Source organism: Haloactinopolyspora alba (genome assembly GCF_003014555.1).
Classification (GTDB): domain Bacteria; phylum Actinomycetota; class Actinomycetes; order Jiangellales; family Jiangellaceae; genus Haloactinopolyspora; species Haloactinopolyspora alba.
Genome location: NZ_PYGE01000031.1, coordinates 1 through 20396 on the forward strand (window position 1 = coordinate 1; position 20396 = coordinate 20396).

A 20396-nucleotide genomic window follows, 5' to 3' on the forward strand; every position below is an offset into this window, starting at 1 on the left:
AGCGCGAAGAACCCCTCACGCACCTCATACGGCAACGCCCTCGGCAATCACAACACCCTCTCCACTAGGCGTTGCTTACACCGATAGATTCCACCCCTCGTGATGCGTGCGAACGCCTGGTGATGCTGCCGCTGTAGCGCCGCGACGGTGAGGGCGGGCGCCGGAAGCCGCTCCGGTCAGGAGCGGCGGGTGCCGGTTCCGGTTCGGCGTCCCTGCAGCAGGCCCTGCGCGATGGCGTGGTCGGCGCTGGCCCGCCCGGCGCCGATGGTCGCGAGCAACAGGCTGGCCACGCCGAGCGCGAGCACCAGTTCCGCGCCGCCCTGGTCGACGAACATGCCGTTGCCCGAGTGCACGAACATGTACGCGCCCAGCATGTCGAGGGTGAGCAGGATGCCGAACAGCGGGGTCAGTACACCGAGGACGAGCGCCGCGCCGCCGATCAGCTCGATCAGTGCCGCGAACCACGCCGACGCCGTCGGCAGCGGGACGTCGGACTGCTCGAACCCGGCGATGACGGCGTCGATGCCGGTGGTCGACAGCTTCTGCCAGCCGTGGGCGACGAAGACGGCGCCGATACCTACGCGGGTGATGAGGATGGCGAGGTCACGGAGGAAGGGCTGCAACGCGGTCTCCCGGTCGGTGCGGCTGGGGCGGAAACATCGTTCCACAGGTGTCTGACATATCAACGGTCGTCCCTGGCGACGCTCCCACGGCCGCGACGATACCGTGACGCCGCCCGGCGGCTCCACTGCGCTGCGGCTAGGGTCGTGGACCGTGAGTGACATGACCTACCGCCAGCTCGGCGACTCCGGACTGACCGTCTCGGCTGTCGGCGTCGGCTGCAACGCTTTCGGTACCCGCATCGACGCCGACACGACGACGGCGCTGGTGCACCGCGCCATCGACCTGGGGGTGACGCTGTTCGACACCGCCGACGTGTACGGCCGCGGCGAGAGCGAGAAGCTGCTCGGCTCGGCCCTGGGACCGCGGCGCGACGACGTCGTTCTGGCCACCAAGTTCGGCATGGACATGCAGGGGGCGAACGGGCCGGACTGGGGCGTGCGCGGCTCGCGGCGTTACGTCCGCAAGGCCGTCGAGGCGAGCCTGCGCCGGCTGGGAACCGACCGGATCGACCTCTACCAGCTGCACACCCCGGACCCGCACACGCCCGTCGAGGAGACCCTGTCCGCGCTGGACGAGCTGGTGCGCGAGGGGAAGGTCCGCTACGTCGGATCGTCGAACTTCGCCGGCTGGCAGGTCGTCGACGCCGACTGGGTCGCGCGTAGTCACGGCTACGAGCCGTTCGTGAGCGCGCAGAACAAGTACTCGCTGTACGACCGGTCGGCGGAGACGGAGCTGGTGCCCGCGGCCGGGCGCGTCGGTGTGGGTGTGCTGCCGTTCTTCCCGCTGGAGTACGGGTTGCTGACGGGCAAGTACCGCCGTGACACCCCGGCACCCGACGGCAGCCGGCTCGCCGCGCAGCGGCAGGCGCACCGGCTCGCGGGCGCCGATTTCGACCGGATCGAGGCGCTCGAGGCCTTCGCCGCCGAACGTGGCGTCGGCATCCTTGACGTGGCCATCGCCGGGCTGGCGGCGGAACCGTCCGTGGCCTCCGTCATCGCCGGGGCGACCAGCGCGGGCCAGGTCGAGGCGAACGTCGGCGCGCTCGCCTGGAAGCCCACCCCCGACGATCTCGCCACGCTCGACGACTTGCGTTAGTGCTGCGAGGCATCGGGTCGCGCTCCGGGAACCTCGCCACGCCCGGCCCTGGCCAGGGAGTCGACAACGACTGGAGGAGGCGGTCGGTGAGTTCTCCCTTCTCGGCGAACTCGGGCGGCAGCGGGGCGTACCAGCCACGCCGTTCAGAGCGATTCGTCACGACTCCACCGCAGGTCGGAACGCCGGATGCGAGGATCCGAGTATGGCCGCTGTGGTTCGCCTCCTGACCTTCGTGGACATTGACGACAGGGCCGCTCCTCCCGAAGTCCGCGACGCTCCTGTCGTGGATCGCCCGGCCCCGGAAGGCGTGGAACCGGCCGTCGCCTCCATCGGTTCCGGACCATACGTTGACGATCCGCGCGAAATGTCGTGTTCAGCATTGCACCTGGCGGTCCTCGATGACGGTCGTCGGTTGACCTTGCTCGATGACCGAGGCTGGAGTGCACACGGCGCCCCCGACATTTGGCGCCGGACGTCGGTCGAGGAGATAGAGGCGGACGCTCGCATGGTGGTCGGGCCGGACGAGCCGTACGGCAGGCATGCGGCAGCGGACATGGAGGCGGAACACTGGGCGCATCTCGCCGGGATCCTCCGGCGACAGGGCGTGCTCGCCAATGCCGACGAATTGAGTCGGCTGCCGCACCATGTCGAGCTCAGCGAGCGGTTGCAAACCCGTATCACCAGCACATGACACCACGTCCACTCTCCTCTGAGCTATCACCATCGAGTCAGCTGCGGACGGCGTGCGCGGCCCGCACCATGGCCTCCAGCGCCGGCTCGACCTGCTCGTATGCGCGTGTCTTCAGCCCGCAGTCGGGGTTGACCCACAGCCGTCGGGCCGGGACGGCGTCGCGGGCTGCCTTGAGCAGCACCTCGATCTCGTCGGCGTCGGGCACGCGCGGCGAGTGGATGTCGTAGACGCCCGGCCCGATGCCGCGGGCGAAGCCGGACGCGGCCACGTCCGGCAGGATCTCCATCCGGGACCGGGCGGCCTCGATGCTGGTGACGTCGGCCCCGAGCCCGTCGATGGCCGCGACCACGTCGCCGAACTCCGAGTAGCACAGGTGGGTGTGGATCTGTGTCGTGTCCGCGACGCCGGAGGTGGCGAGGCGGAACGCCTCCACCGACCAGCGCAGGTAGTCGTCCTGGTCGGCGGCGCGCAGCGGCAGCAGCTCGCGCAGCGCGGGTTCGTCGACCTGGACGATGCGCAGCCCCGCGGACTCCAGGTCGGCGGTCTCGTCCCGGATCGCCAGCGCCACCTGCCGGGCGGTGTCGGCCAGTGGCTGGTCGTCGCGGACGAACGACCACGCGAGCATGGTGACCGGACCGGTGAGCATGCCCTTGACCGGGCGCTCGGTGAGCGACTGCGCGTACGTCGCCCAGTCGACGGTGATCGGCGCCGGGCGGGACACGTCGCCGTACAGGATCGGCGGGCGGACACAGCGCGAACCGTACGACTGCACCCAGCCGTTGATGGTGGTGGCGAACCCGTCGAGGTGCTCGGCGAAGTACTGCACCATGTCGTTGCGCTCCGCCTCGCCGTGTACCAGGACGTCGAGCCCCAGCCGTTCCTGCAGCCGGACGACGCCGGCGATCTCGGCACGCATCCGCGAGGTGTACTCGGCCGGGTCGAGGCGCCCGGCCGTGTACGCGGCGCGCGCGGCACGGATCTCGGCGGTCTGCGGGAACGAGCCGATGGTGGTGGTCGGCAGCGGCGGGAGGCCGAGCGCTGCCTGCTGCGCGGCCTCGCGGTCGGCGTAGTGTCCGCGGTGCAGTTGCGCGGGCTCGATCGCGGCGGCGCGTGCACGGACCCGGTCGTCGACGACGTCCGGCGCACCCGCGCGATCGGCGCGGGCAGCCGTGAGCGCGGCCGTCGCGGCGGAGCGGCCTTCGCGCAGTCCGCGGCCCAACGCGGCGACCTCGGCGACCTTCTGGTCGGCGAACGCGAGCCAGGACTTCAGCCGGGGGTCGAGTCCGGTCTCGGCGTCGACGTCGTAGGGAACGTGCAGCAGTGAGCAGGACGTGCTGACGGCGACGTCGCCGGCGAGCTCGCGCACCGCCTCGAGCCGGTCGAGGGCCGCATCGAGGTCGGCCCGCCAGATGTTGCGCCCGTCGACGACCCCGGCGACCAGGGACTTGTCCGCGAGTCCGGGTACATCGGCGAGCGCGTCGACACCGGTCCCGGCGACGAGGTCGACGCCGACGGCCTCGACCGGGGTCGACAGCAGTGCCGGCAGCGCGGCGCCGAGGTCGCCGAAGTAGGACGCGACCAGGAGGTTCGGCCTGCGTGTGACCGCACCCAGGCGCTGGTAGGCACGGGTGACGGCGGCGGTGTCGTCGTCGGAGCGGTCGGCGACGTAGCTGGGTTCGTCCAGCTGGACCCAGCGGACACCGGCGTCGGTCAGCGCGCCGAGCAGTTCGACGTAGACCTCGACCAGGTCGTCCAGCCGGTCGAACGGGCGGAACCCGTCCGATGCGTCCTCACTCGGCTTGGACAGCAGCAGGAAGCTGGCCGGACCCAGTAGTACCGGACGTGTCTCGATGCCCTGCGCACGTGCTTCGCGGTACTCGGCCAGCGGTTTGTCGCCGGCGAGACGCAAGCGTGTCTCCGGTCCGACCTCGGGCACCAGGTAGTGGTAGTTCGTGTCGAACCACTTGGTCATCTCGAGTGGGGCGACGTCGTCGGAGCCGCGGGCCATGGCGAAGTAGGTTCCGGTGTCGTCGAGCCCGAGCCGCGCGTAGCGTTCCGGCACCGCACCGACCAGGCAGGCCGCGTCGAGCGTCTGGTCGTACAGCGAGAACGTGTTGGAAGGGACGCTGTCGAGCCCGAGGTCGACCAGCCGGCGCCAGCTGCGCGAGCGCAGGTCCGCGGCGACGCGGTGCAGTTCACCGACGTCGATGCGGCCGGCCCAGTGGTTCTCGAGGGCGCGTTTCAGTTCCCGGTGCGGGCCGATCCGCGGGTAGCCCAGGACGGTGGCGCCGATGGGTTCATGGACGGGTGTCACGTGGCACTCCTCGCTTGCCGGTCCCCGCGATCGTAGGTGTGACCGGCTGCTCGATCGATGTACTGCCCATTATATAGACTATTTCGTCTCGTATTATGAGATAATGCTGTCTCATGCTCAGTGATCGACGCGCGTGCCGGCGCGGGGTGGATGCGGCCTGTCGGGGGACGGTGGTGCCGCCTGATCGCCGTTGGTCATCGTTTGTACAAACAATGAGGAATTCTTGCCCGTGCAATTTTGAGATTGTTCCGGCAAGTATTTCCGGCAAGGTCACCGAAATGGTCACCGCACGCATTTCTGAAATGGTAGGCTCCTCGCGGTTTCCGGTTCGGAGGCCACTTTCGGTTCATTGCCTGTCTGGTGGAGTGAGGTGATGCAACGCTGTTGACCTGCGTGAATGACGTGTCGAGAAGTGCCGCATTCAGCCGTAACCCCTTGTTCTCGCAAGAAAGGATTCATCATGAGACTTCGTAAGCTTGCCGCAGCAGTGATCGCCCCGACGGCCGTCGCGGGCCTCGTGTTCGCGACGCCGGCGGCCGCGTCCGCCGAGACGGAATCGTCGGCGCAGGCAGCGCTCGAGCTGGAACTCGAGTCGAGTCTCGAGTCGACCGTCGAGAGCCGTCTTGCCGCCGACGGCATCACCCTCGACGCCACGGTCGACGTCACCGTCGACAGCGCCATCGCGGTGGACGTCGAGCTCGAGGGCACGGTCGAGTCCGAGGTCGGCGCGGAGCTGGAGGCCGAGATCGAGGCCGACCTCGAAGCCGGCATCGACGCGGCCGTGATGGCTCAGCTCGAAGCCGAGTACGGACACGTCCTGGACCTGTACGCCTACCTCGGCCTCGAGACCGGCGTGGACGTCGACGCCGACCTGCAGGTCGACGCTGACGGCACGGCCGGACTCACCGTCGAGGTCGACGCGGACGCCGGCGTCGATGCCCTGCTGGAGCACATCGCCGGGTGAGCCCCGGCACCGTCGTGTGACGCCCGCGCCGCCGCGTGGCCGTCCGGTAGCCGCACCCGGGCATGGTGCGGCTACCGCAACCGGTCACGCGGCGGCGTCGTCGACGGCGCGCATGATCCGCTTCTCGGAGACCGGGTACGCGGTGCCGAGTTCCTGAGCGAACAGGCTGACCCGCAGCTCCTCGATCATCCAGCGGATCTCGGCGTGCTGCGGCCCGGGTGCGTGTCCCGGAGGCAGCGCGTCCACCAGCTCCTGGTACGCCTCGGTCACCCGCTCGACGGCGCCCAGCTGGGTGCGGTCACGTTGCGGGCTCGTCGGCAGCTTCTCGAGGCGTCGTTCGACCGCGCGCAGGTAGCGCACCAGGTCCGGCAGCCGGCGACGGCCGGTGGTGGTGACGAAGCCGGGCGCGATCAGCCGCGCCAGGTGCGCCTTCGCATCCACCAGCGACGCCGCCAGCGTCAGGCTCGTCGTGCTCTTCAGCGCGGCTTCCACCCGGTGTGCCACCGTGAGGGCCTTCTCGACGCCGGCGACGACGGCGAACACGTCCTCGATCAGGCCACCGCGGACCTTCTCGCGCAGGGCCGCGAACGCCGCATCGTCCCACGGTGGCCCGCCGGCTGCGCTGATGAACCCGTCGATAGCGCAGGTCACAGCGTCCTCGAGCAGGTCGGCGACGGACCCGTCCGGGTTTCGGCTCAGCACGAGTTTCGACTCGTTGGTGAGATGCCGCTGCACGAACGGCACCGGTGACGGAACGCTCAGCGCCAGCAGCCGGCGCACGCCGGTCCACATCGCGCGCGCCTGCTCTGCCTCGGAGTCGAGCACCCGGACCGCCGCGCTGTCGCCCTCGTCGACGAGCGCCGGGTAGCCGGTGACGACGTGCCTGCCGCGGCGCTGCTCGAACGTCCGCGGCAGTTCGCCCACGGTCCATTCGGTCAGCCCGGTCCGTTCGATGCTGCTGGCCGCGGCCGCCACCTCGGACCGGATCCGCGGGCGCAGCCGGTGTGCCAGCGCGGCGAGGTCCTTGTCCTCGCCGAGCGTGGCGCCGTCCGTGTCGACGACCCGGAAGGTCACCTGCAGGTGGTCGGGGATGCGGTCGAGCTGGAAGTCGCCGGGCGCGACCGGGACGCCACGCAGCTTCGTCAGCACCGTCGCCAGCGCCTCGGTCAGCGCCACGTCGGTGTCGCCGTCCAGCCGGGTCGTGGCTTCGGCGGCGGTGTCCGGCGCCGGGACGAACGAGCGGCGCAGCGTTTTCGGCAGCGACTTGATCAACGCCGTGACCAGGTCGGTGCGCAGCCCGGGCACCTGCCAGTCGAAGCCGGTGCCGTCGATCTGGTTCAGCACCGCCAGCGGGACGTGCACCGTGACGCCGTCGGCGCTGGTCCCCGGCTCGAACTGGTAACTCAGCGCCAGCTCGTGGCCGTCGCCGGTGTGCCAGACGTCCGGGTAGTCGTCCTGGCTGACGGATTCGGCCTCCTGGTTGATCAGCAGGTCGGTGGAGAACGTCAGCAGATCGGGCTGCTCGCGATGCGCCTTCTTCCACCAGCTGTCGAAGTGCCGCCCGGAGACGACGTGCGCGGGGATGCGCCGGTCGTAGAACTCGAACAGGGTCTCGTCGTCGACGAGGATGTCGCGGCGCCTGGCGCGGTGCTCCAGCTCTTCGACGTCCTCGAGCAGCGCCCGGTTGTCGTGGAAGAAGTCGTGGTGGGTGCGCCAGTCGCCCTCGACCAGGGCGTGCCGGATGAACAGCTCACGGCTGAGCTCGGGGTCGATGCGGGCGTACGGCACCTTGCGGCGCGGCACGATGACCACGCCGTAGAGCATGACCTTCTCGAAGGCCATCACCGCCGCCGCCTTCTGTTCCCAGTGCGGCTCGCTGTACGTCCGTTTGACCAGGTGCTCGGCCAGCGGCTCCGCCCACGCCGGGTCGATGCGCGCGTTCACCCGCGCCCACAGCCGTGACGTCTCGACCAGTTCGGCCGACATCACCCAGCGCGGGGGCTTCTTGAACAGCGCCGATCCGGGGAAGACCGCGAACTTGGCGCCCCGGGCGCCCTGGTACTCGTTGCCGGCCTCGTCCTTGACACCGATGTGCGACAGCAGCCCGGCCAGCAGCGACCGGTGGATCTTCTCCGGCGTCGCCTCCGTATCGTTCAGCGTGACGCCGACCGGCTTGACCAGGGAGCGCAGCTGGCCCTCGAGGTCCTGCCACTCCCGGACCCGCAGGTAGTTCAGGTACTCCGAGCGGCACAACTTGCGGAACTGGTTGGACGACAGCGCCTGCTGCTGTTCGCGCAGGTAGCGCCAGAGGTTCAGGTAGGTGAGGAAGTCCGACGTGGGCTCGGCGAACCGGGCGTGCTGGGCGTCCGCGGCGTCGCGGCTGTCGGCCGGCCGCTCACGCGGGTCCTGGATGGACAGCGCGGCGGCGATGATCAGCACCTCGCGGGTGCTGCCGTTGCGGTCGGCCTCGAGGATCATGCGGCCCAGTCGCGGATCGATCGGCAGCTCGGCCAGCGAGCGGCCGATCCGGGTGAGCCGGTCGGAGCCGTCCCGTGCCTGGGTGTCGGTCCCCAGCGCCCCCAACTCGACCAGCAGGTTGACGCCGTCGGCCACGGCCCGCCGGTCGGGTGGGTCCAGGAAGCCGAACTCCGCGACGTCGCCGAGCCCCAGCGCGGTCATCTGCAGGATCACCGCGGCGAGGTTCGTGCGCAGGATCTCCGGGTCGGTGAACGCCGGGCGGGACTCGAAGTCCTCCTCGGAGTACAGCCGGATGCACACGCCGTCGGCCAGCCGGCCGCACCGTCCGGCGCGCTGACGTGCCGACGCCTGTGAGATCGGCTCGATCGGCAGCCGCTGGACCTTGGTGCGGTTGCTGTAACGCGAGATCCGCGCCGTGCCGGGATCGACGACGTAGCGGATGCCGGGCACCGTCAGCGACGTCTCGGCGACGTTGGTGGCCAGCACGATGCGGCGGCCGACGCGCTGCTCCGGGTTCTCGAAGACGCGGTGCTGCTCGGCCGCGGACAGCCGTGCGTAGAGCGGCAGAACCTCGGTCGGCGGGCCCGTCGTGTGTTCGAACCGCTTGCGCAGCGCGTCGGCGGTGTCGCGGATCTCGCGCTCGCCGCTGAGGAAGACCAGCACGTCGCCGGGCGGTTCGAGGGCCAGTTCGTCGACGGCGTCGACGATGGCCCGGACCTGGTCGCGCGGCTCACTCGCCCTGTCGGTGTCGTCGACACCGTTGTCACCGGGGTCGAGCGGACGGTACCGGACCTCCACCGGATAGGTGCGCCCGGACACCTCGATGACCGGTGCGTCGAAATGCTCGGCGAACCGTTCCGGGTCGATGGTGGCCGAGGTGATGACGACCTTGAGGTCCGGGCGGCGGGGGAGCAGCTGCTTGAGGTAGCCGAGGATGAAGTCGATGTTGAGGCTGCGTTCGTGCGCCTCGTCGATGATCAGCGTGTCGTAGCGGCGCAGCAGCCGGTCCTGGCCGATCTCGGCGAGCAGGATGCCGTCGGTCATCAGCTTGACCAGGGTGTCGTCGCCGGCTTTCTGGGTGAAACGCACCTGGTACCCGACCGCCGACCCGAGCGGGGTGGCGGTCTCTTCGGCGATGCGCTCGGCGACGGTGCGGGCGGCGAGGCGCCGCGGCTGGGTGTGCCCGATGGTGCCGCGGACGCCGCGGCCCAGCTCAAGGCAGATCTTCGGCAGCTGGGTCGTCTTCCCGGAGCCGGTCTCGCCGGCGACGATGACGACCTGGTTGTTCTCGATGGCCGTGGCGATCTCGTCGCGGCGGGCGCTGATCGGCAGCTCGTCCGGGTAGGTGACTGCCGGGACGGCCGACGCCCGCCGGTGCACGCGGCGTTCGGCGGCCGCGACTTCGTCGGTGATCGCGGCGACGGCCTGTTCGCGCGCCTCGTCGTCGCGGACCTTGCGCAGGCCGTCGATACGGCGGCGGAGCCGGGACTCGTCGCGTAGCGAGACCTCGGACAGGCGAGCGCGGAGGTCGGCGACAGGGGAGGCGGACATACCGCATCCAGCTTACGGTGCCGGGCCGGCATGGTTCATCTCGTTATCTGGCGGCCCGGCCATGGCCGCCAGGTGACCGGCGAGCCGGGCGGCCGCCTGGCGCAGCTCCGGAGGCTCCAGCACCTCCGCCTCGAATCCCAGGTGGGCGACGTGCATGGCGATCCAGTCCGGGTCCTGCCCGCCGACGACGAGCACGCACCACCCGTCGTGGCCGTCCTCGACCCGGCCGACCTGGGGCGGCACCAACTCGCGCACCCGGCGCGCCGGCGCACGCAACCTGACCCGGGCGAGATGCCGGTACGGTGACTCGGCCACGGACGTCTGCACGTAGGCGACCGGGTCCGGATGCTCCCTCGGCGGGAATCGCCAGGTGGTCGCCACCACCTCGCGCATCCGGTCCAGACGGAACGTGCGCCAGTCGTCGCGGTCGACGTCCCAGGCCATCAGGTACCAGCGGCGGCCGGTGGCGACCATGCGCACCGGCTCGACCGTGCGCTCGGCCTGGTCGCCGTCGCGGGTGGCGTACCGGAACCGCACACGGACGGCGTCGCGACAGGCACGTGCCAGGGTGACCAGCAGCTCCGCGTCGATCTCGACCCCGGGACCGACGAGGGTCGCGGTGGCGCCGTGCACCGCGCGGACCTCGGCACCCAACCGGCGCGGCATCATCTGGTCGAGCTTCGCGAGCGCCCGCAACGCCGCCTCGCCGGCCCCGGCGACCGTGCCCCCGGCCGCGAGCCGCAGCGACACCGCCGTCGCGATGGCCTCGTCGTCGTCGAGCAGCAGCGGCGGCATCCGGGTGCCCGAGCCGAGCTGGTATCCACCACCGACCCCGGGCGTGGCCTGTACGGGGTAGCCGAGCGCACGCAGCCGCTCCACGTCACGGCGCACCGAGCGGTCGGTGACGCCCAACTCGGTGGCCAGTTCGGTGGCGGTCCAGGACGGCCGGCGCTGCAGCAGTGCGAGCAGCCGCAGCACCCGCTCGGTGGTCGCCTCGACGGTCACCGATTCATCGTCGCACGGAACACGGAACGAATCTGTCCGCTATCTGCGCCATGCTGTCGCCATGACCGACGAAATCTGGAACACGCTGCTACGAGACCAGCTCACCTGGCACTGGACCAACCAGCTGCGCGAGCGCCTCGACGGGCTCACCGACGACGAGTACTTCTGGGAACCGGCGCCCGACTGCTGGAACGTGCGCCCGCGCGGCACCGGCACGGCACCGGTGCAAGGCGGGTCCGGCGCGATGACCATCGACTTCGCGTTCCCGGAGCCCGACCCGCCACCGTTCACCACCATCGCCTGGCGCCTGGGGCACGTGATCGTCGGCGTGCTCGCGATGCGCAACGCCGCACACTTCGGCCGTACGCCCACGGACTACATGTCGTTCGAGTACGCCGCGACCGCCGACGAGGCTCTGGCCCAGCTCGACGAGGAGTACGCCACCTGGCTGGCCGGCGTCGAGGCGCTCGGTGAAACCGGCCTCGCCCGCCCGTGCGGACCGGCGGAAGGGCCGTTCGCGGAGAGCTCGATGGCACGGTTGGTGCTGCACATCAACCGCGAGCTGATCCACCACCTGGCCGAGGTGTGCCTGCTCCGCGACCTGCACCTGCACACGCACCAGCTGACCCGGCAGGAGGCGAGCTGAGATGGCCCGCGACATCCAGATCACGATCGACGCCCACGACCCGCGTGCACTGTCGATCTTCTGGCGCGACGTGCTGGGCTATGTCCATCCCAGCCCGCCCGGCGTCGACCTACCGGACGGTGGCGACCCGCTTGACGCGTGGGACGACTTCCTCGAGCAGGTCGGCGTGCCGGAGGAGCAGCGCAACTCCAGTTCGGCGGTCGAAGACCCGGCCGGGACCGGGCCACGGATCTTCTTCCAGCAGGTGCCCGAGGACAAGGTCGCCAAAAACCGCGTCCACATCGACGTTCGTGCGGCTCCGGGGCTCGAGGGCGACGTGCGGATGCAGGCACTGGAGGACGAGTGCGACCGGCTCGTCGCGTTGGGAGCCACCCGGCTCGAGCGTCATGAGCCCGCCCCGCCGCTCGGTGCGGGGTGGATCGTGCTGGCCGACCCCGAGGGCAACGAGTTCTGCCTCGACTGACGCGCGTCGTCCACGGTGACGCGGACCTTGTCACCAGCCACGCCTTCCGGCCGGACTGCAACGGTCTGGATCGGTGCTCGCGTCCGCGGCAGACTGTCGTCGTTCTTGTGGGGTGACACAGCGGTCATCAATTGCCTCCTGTGTCACCCCTTCGAATTGCGGCCCCGATCGTGTTCAACGTGCTCGGCGCTGTCCGCGCCGGACTCAAGGTCCCGGAGCGTCTGTTGCCGGGTGTCGTTCACGCCTCCTGCTGATCCGCGTCCGCCGTCGACGCGGGTGTGTCGAGCGGGAGAGGAGTGGCGCGGGCCGGGTCGAGCCCGTCACGCTGGGCGTGCCAGCTGAGCGTGATCTCGCTCAGTGGCCCGGACAGCGGCTGGATCAGCAGATACTCCTCGGCGTGCCCGGGCGGGAACTGGTCGAAGCCGAGTGAGCCCTCGTGCACGCTGATCTCGCCGACCTCGAGCCGGACCGCGTAAGCCGTGCCGGGGCCGTCGTTGTACAGCACGTACCGGTGCCGGCTGGTGTGCTCGAAGCGGAAGTGCGGCTCGTCGGGCGGACGTCGTAACTCCTCGGCGACCGGCGTCCGCTCCTGCTGCGACTGGCCGCCATACAGACGCACGGCCCACGCGGCCCAGAGCGAGATGAGGAGCGCGACCACCGACACCACCAGCGCTGCGATCTCCACGTTTCGAATCTAGCGTCCGGGGCTCGGCGCGGGCCATGGTGGGTCGTCAGCGGAAGTCGCCGGCGTGCTGGACGGCCCATTCGGCGAACGTGGTGGCCGGTCGGCCGGTGACCTCCTCGATGGTCGTGGTGGCCGGCTGCGGGTGCGCGGCCAGTTGGGCCATGCCGTCGACGTACCAGGCGGCGTACTCGCCCATGATCGGGGTGAGCTCTGCGACGGCGTCGTCGTGGGTGAGCTCGACGTACGGGACGGGGCGCCCCAGCGCGGCGCCGATCAGGGCGACCCTCTCGGCGCGAGTGAGTGTCTGCGGTCCGGTGAGCTCGTAGGTGCGGCCCGCGTGGCTGGCCTGACGCAGCACGGTGGCCGCGACGGCGGCGATGTCGCCCATCGCGATGGCGGCGTTGGCCGACGACGGGTAGCCGTCGCGGACCTGCCCGGTGGTGCGGATCTGCTCGGCCCAGAGGGCCGAGTTCTCCATGAACTCGCCGGCCCACAGGTGCGTCCAGGCCACGCCGGAGGCCTCGACGCCCGTCACGACCTCGTCCCAGCCGCTGCCCGGTTCACCGGACAGGTCGACGATGTGTCCGACGCCGGCTTCGGCGGCGAGCCGTCTGGGCGATCACGGGAAGATGTGGTGCGGGAGAGGGGACTTGAACCCCTACGTCCGAAGACACGACGGCCTAAACGTCGCGCGTCTACCTGTTCCGCCACTCCCGCGCGGGAGACATCGTATAGCGAACTCCTACGCTACGCTCTGCGGCTCGTCGTGCAGCCGAGGCAGCGTGGCCCGGGTCGGCCCGCGGCGGCTCAGCCCTCGGTGTAGGACATGGACGTGGGGCGCATCCGGCCGCCGACGACGGTGGCCCGTCCGTCCGAGTCGACCGACAGGATGAAGCTCACGCTCTGGGTGATCGACGAGCCGACGATCTCGGCGCCGCCGGGTATGGTGCCGAGCCCGTCGCCGTCGATGGTCACCCGATAGCCGGTGTTGGCGTTCATGGTCTGGGTGCATTCGATCGATGCCAGCGTCATGACGCCGAACTCGGTGGTCAGCCAGCGCACGTGGTCGGTGTTCCGGACCGTGCAGCTGCGGTCGAAGGTGCCGAAGCCGGCCGGCGCGTCGTCGAGCTGGAGCCCGTGCTCGGGGAGGCGGCTCACGCCGCCGGCGTTGGCCAGGTCGACGCCCTCCGGCTCGGTGCCGGTCTCGGCGAACGCCGCCAGTTCGTCGAGTACGGCCATGCCCTGCTCGGCGGCTTCGTCGTCCGCGACCACAGCGGCGCCGTCGGCGATGCTGGGAGCCGGCACGTCGACGTCCGACTCCGGGTGCACGGCGAGGCGGGCGCGCCACGGTGTCGCCGCGTCCGCGCGGGTGAGGTAGTACCAGGACGTGCCGTCGCCGTCGTCGGACTCGGTGGTGACGAACGACCAGAGCGGGTACTCGGTGAGCCTGGGGGCGGCCACGGACGACGGGGTGACGGTGAACGGCTCCCAGGGCTCTTCGCCCTGCGTCTCCTGCTCCTCGTAGCTGAACCGCGAGGTCTCGAGCAGCGTGCCGGTCTCGATGGTCGCGAGCAGCTCACGGTCGCGTTCGGCGTTGGCGGTGTTGTTGGCCTCGGTGTAGTGGGCGAAGAACTCGTCCGCGCCGTCACCGGTGATGGCCTGGACGGACATGACGCGGTCGCCGTTGTCGATCTGCTCGGGTACCTGAGCGCAGCCGGTGACCAGCACGCCGGTGCCCAGCAGCCCCGCCAGCACCGAGACCCGGGCGGTCGGTTTCGGCGGCTCCGGTGGCGGCGGCGCTGGCGGTCCCGGGCGCGGGCCGTGCAGCGGGATGACGTCGCCGTCCGCCTCCGCCCCGGGCCGCTCGTCGTCCGGTGTGGCGTCGCCGGAGGGCTCGGGAGCCGGTGCCGGTGCCTCGTCGCCGTCCTGGCCGGGTGGCACGACGGTGAGGCTTCCGCCGGTGGCGGTCGCGCGTGTCGTCGCGGGCTCGGCTGCCTCGTCACCGGTCTCGGCGGCGGTCGTGTCTTGGCCGGTGTCGCCAGCGGTCTCGTCCGTCGTGTCGTCCGTCGTGTCGGTGGTGTCCCGCCGCCGACGGCGCCGGCGCGCCGAGACGAGCAGCACGACCCCGCCGGCAATCAGCACCAGGCCGAGCACGCCCACGAGGACCGCGGTGACGAACAGGCCGCCGATCTCGGCGCCCACGGCCACGTCGACCGCCAGCGGCCCGCCCGGCGTCGGCTGCGTGACCACCAGCCGCAGCGGCCGTTCGGTGAGCTCGAAGCTGATGGACTGTTCGCCGCTGCCGGATGCGCTCTGCTGCCACCAGCCGAGCCCTTCCGGTGCGGCGCCGGGTGCCGAGGCCTCGCCGTCCACCGACGTCCGGGTGATCTCGCCGCGGAGACCGACCTCGGTGACGGACTCCTGCGCCACACTGTCGAGGTAGGAGTCGACATGCACCGGATGCGCGACACCGACGAACGTCTCGGCGTCGTCGGCGCCGGCGCTGACGTGCAGGGTCGGCCCGGTGACCTCGAACACGGAATGGGTCGTGGACAGCACCGAGGCGTCGGAGTCGATGGTCTCGTCGACGACCGGGACGGTGTCGTCGGGGCCGGTATAGACGGCGGCGCCCGCGCCCGCCAACAGCACCGGCAGGCCGAGCACGATCAGGACGACTCCGAAAACCGTGCGCATGGGTTCCTCGACGTTCGACTGCGTGCGCGGACATGGCGGTCACTGCGCGGACGCGCGACACGCTACCTGTGAGCCGGCCGCGTGCGCGGAGCGGTGTGTCAATCGCCCGCGGCGTCCACGCGGAGATCGCGGCGGAGTTTGGCGACGTGCCCGGTGGCGCGCACGTTGTACATCGCCTTCTCCAGCCGGCCTTCGGGATCGACGACGAACGTGGAGCGGATGACGCCTGTGACGGTCTTGCCGTAGAGCTTCTTCTCGCCGTACGCGCCGTAGGTCTTCATGACGTCCAGACTCTCGTCCGACAGCAGCGGGAACGTCAGCCCGTCGCGTTCGCGGAACTGCGCGAGCTTGTCCGGCGTGTCCGGCGAGACGCCCACCACCGCGAGCCCTGCCGCCTGGAGCGCGGCGAGGCTGTCGCGGAAGTCGCAGGCCTGAGTGGTGCAGCCGGGCGTCATGGCCGCCGGGTAGAAGTACACGACGACACGGTGGCCTCGGTAGGACGACAGCGACACCGGCGCGCCGTCGGCATCGGGCAGGGTGAACTCGGGGGCGGGATCGCCCGGGCTGAGTCGCGAATCGGTCACGCGGACACCGTAGCGACCCGATCCGACATGTTCTCGACATCGTCCCCTGACCGTGGCCGATCTCGGTACGGTAGGGGCATAGTCCGACCAGGAGGTGCCGGTGAACTCCACCGATCCCGCACTGCCGGCGTCCCGGCAGGCGGTCCCCGTGTCGCAAGAGGTACAGGCCGAGATCGACCGCAAGGGACGGTCGGCGGCCCAGATCGAACGCGACATCGCCCAGCGCACCGAACGGTTGTCCGCGACGGTCGACGAGCTCGTCGACCGAGTCGCTCCGGCACGGCTGGCCAAGGACGGCGCCGCCGAGGTGAAGTCGCGGGTGCTGACGCCGGCGGGCCGCCCGCGCCCGGAGATCATCGGGGCGCTCGTGGGCGCCGCCGTCGCCGCCGGTCTGGTGCTGTGGAGGTCGCGGCGCGGCTGACGTGGACACGACACGTACGGTGTTGGGGTGACCGACGACAACCCCGAGAAGCTGCCTATCAGGATGCTGCACGACCGCGTCCTCGTCTCGCTCGACGACGACGAGGGTGAGCGGCGCTCGTCATCCGGCATCGTCATCCCGGCCACCGCCACCATGGGCCGGCGCCTCGCCTGGGCCCGGGTCGTGGCCCTCGGCGCGAACGTGCGGACCGTCGAGATCGACGATCGCGTGCTGTTCGACCCCGAGGACAAGTCCGAGGTCGAGCTGCGCGGCGACACGTACGTCCTGATGCGCGAGCGTGACCTGCACGCCGTGGCCTCGGAACGGCTCTCGGACGGGCAGACCGGCCTGTACCTGTAGCCCGCGCGGGCACTCGCCCGGCTGCGTACCATCGTTGAGGTGCCAGGCGAGCCGAATGATCAACCGTCGGGGCGACGTACCGAGGAAGCGCTCGAGACGATCGCCCGGCGCTCGCGCGAGAGCATGCGCACCCGGCTGCGGCGGGTGCGTCACACGGCGTTGGCGATCGTCCAGTCCGCGTTGGGCGCGGCGCTGGCGTGGGGCATCGCCACCGGGCCGCTGATCGGGCACGACCGGCCGTTCTTCGCGCCGATCGCGGCGCTGATCGCGCTGGGTGGCGGGCTCGGGCAGCGGCTGCCGCGGGTGCTGGAGCTCGTCGGCGGGGTCGCGCTGGGTGTGCTGATCGGCGATCTGCTGATCGTGTGGATCGGCACCGGAGTGGTGCAGATCGCGGTGATCGTCGCGCTCGCCATGACGGTCGCGGTCCTCGTCGGCGGGGGCGCCGTCATCGTTACGCAGGCAGGCGCGTCGGCGGTGCTCGTCGTGACCCTGATCCCGCCCACGGACGGCGAGGCGATCAACCTCGACAGATTCGTGGACACGCTCGTGGGCGGAGGCGTGGCCCTGGCCATGAGCATTCTGGTGCTGCCGCTCAACCCGGTGTCCGCCGCGCGGCGACAGATCGATCCGCTGCTGGTCACGCTGGCGCAGCTGCTGGAGGAGTCCGCGCGGGTGCTGGCCGAACGCGACCGTGCTGCGGCGTCGCAGAACCTCGTGCAGGCCCGCGCCACCCAGGGTGACGTCGACGCCATGCACGCCGCGCTGGAGGGCGCCAACGAGGTGGCGAAGATCGCGCCGGTGCGGTGGCGCAAGAAGGGACACCTGCGCGACTACCTGGACGCCGCGGTGCCGCTGGACCACATGAGCCGCAACGTGCGGGTGCTGTGCCGCCACGTCATCGGGCTGCTGCGGCGCGGCGAGCCGGTGCCGCAGGTGCTGCCGCAGTCGCTGCGCGCGCTCGGCGGCGCGTTGCGGCTGCTCCGGCTCGACCTGGAGCGCGGGGACGAGCCGGGGGAGAGCCGCACGTCCGCCGTCGCCGCGGCCCGGATGGCGACGGAGGCGCTGGAGCACACCGGAGGGTTCTCCGGGCAGGTCGTGGTCGCGCAGGTCCGGTCACTGGCCGTGGACGTGCTGCACGCGACCGGGCTCGGCCGCGACGAGGCACAGGAGCTGCTGCCCGCGGTGCCGGAGGGCCCGGTCAGCTACGGCAACGAGTAGCCGCGGTCGAACAGCGGCGCCAGCAGGTCGCCGTCGTCGTCCACGCGCTCCAGCGCCGCGTCGGTGCCGAACTGCAGCGGTAACGGCCGGCGCGCACCGGAACGGGCAGCCTGCTCGACCTCGTCCCAGCCGACCGGCATGGACACCGACGGCGTTTCACGCCCGCGCAGCGAGTACGGCGCGACGGTCGTCTTCGCGGAGTTGTTCTGGCTCCAGTCGATGAAGACCTTGCCGCGGCGCTCGCGGCGCTCCATCCGGGACAGGATCAGCTTCGGATGGTCACCTTCGAGGCGCTCGGCCAGCCGGTGCGCGTAGTCGCTGACGGTGTCGCTGTCGGCGGAACCGTCCAGCGGGAGGTACATCTGCATCCCCTTCGAGCCGCTGGTCTTCGGATACGCGGGCAGCCCGTCCCGGTCCAGAGCTTCGGCCAGCAGCAACGCCACCTGGCAGCATTCGACGACGGTGGCGGGCTCGCCGGGGTCGAGGTCCACGACCAGCCGGTCGGGTGCCGTCGCCGCGCCGTCGTCGACCCTCCACTGCGGTACGTGGAACTCCAGCACGGCGAGGTTGGCCAGCCACACCAGCGTCGGCAGGTCGTCGGCCAGCACGTAGGTGACGGTGTCGCGGTTCATCGTGCTGCCCGGTGACGGCAGGTCGACGGTGCGGACCCAGGACGGTGTGCCGCGGGGAGCGTTCTTCTCGAAGAAGCTGTCCTCGTCGACGCCGTCGGGCCAGCGCTTGCGGGTGATCGGGCGTCCGGCCAGGTGCGGCAGCAACACCGGGGCGATCCGCGTGTAGTACTCGATGACCTCGCTCTTGACGGTGCCCGTCCGGGGGTACAGAACCTTGTCGAGGTTGCTCAGCGCGAGTCTGCGGCCGTCGACGTCGACGGAGACCTTGGACGATGCCATGCCTGAAGTGTCTCCCGGGCGTGTGGCGCGCTCCACCCCGTGGTGCGGTCGGGTGCCCCTCAGGACAGGTCCGCGTGGTCGGCGACCGCGGAACCGGTGGGCGACGGGGACGGCTCGGACGGTGTGGGATCCGGTGTGCGCGTCTGCGTGGGATCGGGGGTGGGATCCGGAGTGGGGGCCGGGGTGCCGGTGGGCGCCGTCGTCTGGCTGGAGCCCTGCCCGAGCAGGCACAGCCCGAGTTCGATCGGCGACAGGTCGAGCTCGAGGCACAGGCCGTCGGACTCCGTCCCGTCCGGTGACGGTGTGGGCGTCGGCGTCGCGGTCTGCGTGGGCGACACCGGTTCGGTCAGGACGGGGGTGTCCGGGTCGTCCGGCGACGATGTCGGTGAGGACGGGCCCACCGGCGCCGTGCCCGTGGTGTCGTCGTCCGGCGTTGTGCCCGCGGTGGGAGAAGCGGTCGAGGCGATGCCGGGAGTGCCTGTCGGGGCGCCGGTGACTCCGGTGCCGCCGGGGTCCGTCTCGGTGCCGCTGCCGGATCCGGTGCCGTCCGTGCCGGTGCCGCCGCCGTGACCTCCGGTGGAGGTGTCTCCGCCGGGCTCACCGTCAGTGACGCCGCCCGGCGACGCCTCGTCCCCGTCGTCGGACGGTTCGCCCGCGTCGGGGTCAGCCGTGTCCGGCGGGTCGTCGCCGGGTGAGTGGCCGTCCCGGTTCGCTTCACCGGCGTTGCGCTCGGCCTCCGTGGCCGTGCCTGGCGCTGTGTCCCGCGCCGACCCGCCGGAGGTGGCCAGGACCTGGGCGGGCACCTCGCTGATGCCGATGGCCTGGTCCAGGCTCGGGACGAGCACGTTGCCGAGGGTGATGCCGAGTGTCGCAGCGAGCGCGCAGACGGCGACGGCCGGGTACCGGCGGACCTTGGACGTCACCCAGCCGGGCAGCAGGCGGCGGGAACGGAGAAGCCGAGGACCTGGCGTGGGCCTGTCGCCGCGCCATCGCCCTTCGGACTTCTCTTGCCTGGCCTTGCTGATTCGACCGAGATCCCTTCTCACTCTCGGGGGAGATCTGTCGAATTTCGTACGAAGCCGCTACAGATCCGGCCCCCCGGTTGCGCAACCATACTCAGGTCGCTCGAACCCACAAAAGCACTTTGCCTGAATTCGCAGGTCAGGGCGTGTGTTCTGCGTCGATCAGGGGAGCGCCGGCAGCACACGCTTCACCGCGCGGTCGGGTGCCTGGACGTGCACCTGAGCGCCGGACATACAACTGAGCGTCGAACAGCGGCGTTGTCGGGGCTGTGTCCGTCGCTCAGTTGTATGTCGAGCGCTCAGGTGTATGCCGCTGTGGCGCGGCGAGTAAGTCCTGACGGCTTGCATGCTCGTGTGCCCCGCCTTCGCCGTCGCTGTCGAACGGGCGCCGCGGGGCACGTGTCGAGTGGGGTGCGACCCCGAAACCAGCCAGCGGCGGAGCCCTTCGGACTCCGCCGCTGGTCATAAGCGTGGATGCGTGCGCCATCTAGGACTCGAACCTAGAACCCACTGATTAAGAGTCAGTTGCTCTGCCAATTGAGCTAATGGCGCAACGGCTGGAAAGCCTACCATCAGGCAGCCGCGCTCATGAAATCGCGAATCGTCTCTGCCGGAGTGGGTTCGGTGACCCGATCGTGCGGGCCGTGAACCGGCCGGACGAGCCTTGCGT

The 20396-nt window shown here is 70.8% G+C and carries 18 protein-coding genes and 2 tRNA genes; 8 read left to right on the top strand and 12 right to left on the bottom strand.

The window, feature by feature from the left end; all coding sequences use genetic code 11:
• Positions 1 to 176: 176 nt before the first annotated feature.
• Positions 177 to 668: a DoxX family protein gene (locus CLV30_RS24685; protein WP_205741075.1), complete on the bottom strand. Its 492-nt coding sequence runs from the start codon at positions 666 to 668 to the stop codon at positions 177 to 179.
• 115 nt (positions 669 to 783) lie between these two features.
• Between CLV30_RS24685 and CLV30_RS24690 the strand changes: the two genes are divergently transcribed.
• Positions 784 to 1719, top strand: coding sequence for an aldo/keto reductase (locus CLV30_RS24690; RefSeq protein WP_106539917.1), 936 nt, complete (start codon positions 784 to 786; stop codon positions 1717 to 1719).
• 202 nt (positions 1720 to 1921) lie between these two features.
• Positions 1922 to 2410: a hypothetical protein gene (locus CLV30_RS24695; protein ID WP_165358738.1), complete on the top strand. Its 489-nt coding sequence runs from the start codon at positions 1922 to 1924 to the stop codon at positions 2408 to 2410.
• Between the two features lie 37 nt (positions 2411 to 2447).
• Here the strand turns inward: CLV30_RS24695 and metE are convergent, their stop codons facing one another.
• The gene (metE, locus tag CLV30_RS24700) at positions 2448 to 4724 is read right to left on the bottom strand and encodes a 5-methyltetrahydropteroyltriglutamate--homocysteine S-methyltransferase (RefSeq protein ID WP_106539918.1); all 2277 of its coding nucleotides are present in this window, start codon (positions 4722 to 4724) and stop codon (positions 2448 to 2450) included.
• Positions 4725 to 5184: 460 nt separating this feature from the next.
• Between metE and CLV30_RS24705 the strand changes: the two genes are divergently transcribed.
• Positions 5185 to 5688, top strand: a complete 504-nt coding sequence (locus tag CLV30_RS24705) for a hypothetical protein (RefSeq protein WP_129711107.1) — start codon at positions 5185 to 5187, stop codon at positions 5686 to 5688.
• 84 nt (positions 5689 to 5772) lie between these two features.
• On the opposite strand, the gene hrpA is transcribed toward CLV30_RS24705, so the two are convergent.
• Together hrpA and CLV30_RS24715 are read right to left on the bottom strand one after the other, a co-directional pair.
• The gene (hrpA, locus tag CLV30_RS24710; protein WP_106539920.1) at positions 5773 to 9717 is read right to left on the bottom strand and encodes an ATP-dependent RNA helicase HrpA; all 3945 of its coding nucleotides are present in this window, start codon (positions 9715 to 9717) and stop codon (positions 5773 to 5775) included.
• A gap of 12 nt (positions 9718 to 9729) precedes the next feature.
• Positions 9730 to 10722: a helix-turn-helix transcriptional regulator gene (locus CLV30_RS24715; protein WP_106539921.1), complete on the bottom strand. Its 993-nt coding sequence runs from the start codon at positions 10720 to 10722 to the stop codon at positions 9730 to 9732.
• 61 nt (positions 10723 to 10783) lie between these two features.
• Here CLV30_RS24715 and CLV30_RS24720 point away from each other — a divergent pair, with 61 nt between their 5' ends.
• Together CLV30_RS24720 and CLV30_RS24725 are read left to right on the top strand one after the other, a co-directional pair.
• Complete coding sequence (locus tag CLV30_RS24720; protein WP_106539922.1) at positions 10784 to 11368, top strand: DinB family protein; 585 nt, start codon at positions 10784 to 10786, stop codon at positions 11366 to 11368.
• A 1-nt stretch (position 11369) separates the two neighbouring features.
• Positions 11370 to 11831 (top strand): VOC family protein, encoded by a 462-nt coding sequence (locus CLV30_RS24725; protein ID WP_106539923.1) that lies wholly within the window; start codon positions 11370 to 11372, stop codon positions 11829 to 11831.
• Between the two features lie 238 nt (positions 11832 to 12069).
• Here CLV30_RS24725 and CLV30_RS24730 read toward each other — a convergent pair whose 3' ends face one another.
• The 5 genes from CLV30_RS24730 to bcp form a co-directional block, all read right to left on the bottom strand.
• Positions 12070 to 12516: a hypothetical protein gene (locus tag CLV30_RS24730; protein WP_106539924.1), complete on the bottom strand. Its 447-nt coding sequence runs from the start codon at positions 12514 to 12516 to the stop codon at positions 12070 to 12072.
• Between the two features lie 46 nt (positions 12517 to 12562).
• On the bottom strand, positions 12563 to 13051 hold the full coding sequence (locus CLV30_RS24735) for a Rossmann-fold NAD(P)-binding domain-containing protein (RefSeq protein WP_106539925.1): 489 nt from the start codon (positions 13049 to 13051) through the stop codon (positions 12563 to 12565).
• Between the two features lie 97 nt (positions 13052 to 13148).
• Positions 13149 to 13233 (bottom strand) — tRNA-Leu (locus tag CLV30_RS24740).
• Between the two features lie 90 nt (positions 13234 to 13323).
• Complete coding sequence (locus CLV30_RS26795) at positions 13324 to 15210, bottom strand: DUF8094 domain-containing protein (protein WP_165358737.1); 1887 nt, start codon at positions 15208 to 15210, stop codon at positions 13324 to 13326.
• 98 nt (positions 15211 to 15308) lie between these two features.
• The gene (bcp, locus tag CLV30_RS24750; protein WP_106539926.1) at positions 15309 to 15794 is read right to left on the bottom strand and encodes a thioredoxin-dependent thiol peroxidase; all 486 of its coding nucleotides are present in this window, start codon (positions 15792 to 15794) and stop codon (positions 15309 to 15311) included.
• A gap of 100 nt (positions 15795 to 15894) precedes the next feature.
• Here bcp and CLV30_RS24755 point away from each other — a divergent pair, with 100 nt between their 5' ends.
• From CLV30_RS24755 to CLV30_RS24765, 3 genes are all read left to right on the top strand, one after another.
• Positions 15895 to 16215, top strand: a complete 321-nt coding sequence (locus CLV30_RS24755) for a DUF3618 domain-containing protein (protein WP_165358736.1) — start codon at positions 15895 to 15897, stop codon at positions 16213 to 16215.
• 63 nt (positions 16216 to 16278) lie between these two features.
• The gene (locus tag CLV30_RS24760; RefSeq protein ID WP_106539965.1) at positions 16279 to 16575 is read left to right on the top strand and encodes a GroES family chaperonin; all 297 of its coding nucleotides are present in this window, start codon (positions 16279 to 16281) and stop codon (positions 16573 to 16575) included.
• Positions 16576 to 16614: 39 nt separating this feature from the next.
• Entirely contained in the window at positions 16615 to 17793 is a 1179-nt protein-coding gene (locus tag CLV30_RS24765) for an FUSC family protein (RefSeq protein WP_205741071.1), read from the top strand.
• On the opposite strand, the gene ligD is transcribed toward CLV30_RS24765, so the two are convergent.
• From ligD to CLV30_RS24780, 3 genes are all read right to left on the bottom strand, one after another.
• Positions 17778 to 18704: a non-homologous end-joining DNA ligase gene (gene ligD, locus CLV30_RS24770; RefSeq protein WP_106539928.1), complete on the bottom strand. Its 927-nt coding sequence runs from the start codon at positions 18702 to 18704 to the stop codon at positions 17778 to 17780. The genes CLV30_RS24765 and ligD overlap by 16 nt on opposite strands.
• Before the next feature lie 59 nt (positions 18705 to 18763).
• The gene (locus CLV30_RS24775; protein ID WP_106539929.1) at positions 18764 to 19627 is read right to left on the bottom strand and encodes a hypothetical protein; all 864 of its coding nucleotides are present in this window, start codon (positions 19625 to 19627) and stop codon (positions 18764 to 18766) included.
• A gap of 578 nt (positions 19628 to 20205) precedes the next feature.
• Positions 20206 to 20278: transfer RNA gene (locus CLV30_RS24780), tRNA-Lys, on the bottom strand.
• Positions 20279 to 20396: the final 118 nt, after the last annotated feature.

Excerpts from the sequence above, each read along its gene's own strand:
- CLV30_RS24695 (WP_165358738.1), top strand. The coding sequence starts at position 1,922 with ATGGCCGCTGTGGTTCGCCTCCTGACCTTCGTGGACATTGACGACAGG.
- CLV30_RS24705 (WP_129711107.1), top strand. The coding sequence starts at position 5,185 with ATGAGACTTCGTAAGCTTGCCGCAGCAGTGATCGCCCCGACGGCCGTC.
- CLV30_RS24690 (WP_106539917.1), top strand. The coding sequence starts at position 784 with ATGACCTACCGCCAGCTCGGCGACTCCGGACTGACCGTCTCGGCTGTC.
- CLV30_RS24760 (WP_106539965.1), top strand. The coding sequence starts at position 16,279 with ATGCTGCACGACCGCGTCCTCGTCTCGCTCGACGACGACGAGGGTGAG.
- hrpA (WP_106539920.1), bottom strand. The coding sequence starts at position 9,717 with ATGTCCGCCTCCCCTGTCGCCGACCTCCGCGCTCGCCTGTCCGAGGTC.
- CLV30_RS26795 (WP_165358737.1), bottom strand. The coding sequence starts at position 15,210 with ATGCGCACGGTTTTCGGAGTCGTCCTGATCGTGCTCGGCCTGCCGGTG.
- CLV30_RS24720 (WP_106539922.1), top strand. The coding sequence starts at position 10,784 with ATGACCGACGAAATCTGGAACACGCTGCTACGAGACCAGCTCACCTGG.
- CLV30_RS24725 (WP_106539923.1), top strand. The coding sequence starts at position 11,370 with ATGGCCCGCGACATCCAGATCACGATCGACGCCCACGACCCGCGTGCA.
- ligD (WP_106539928.1), bottom strand. The coding sequence starts at position 18,704 with ATGGCATCGTCCAAGGTCTCCGTCGACGTCGACGGCCGCAGACTCGCG.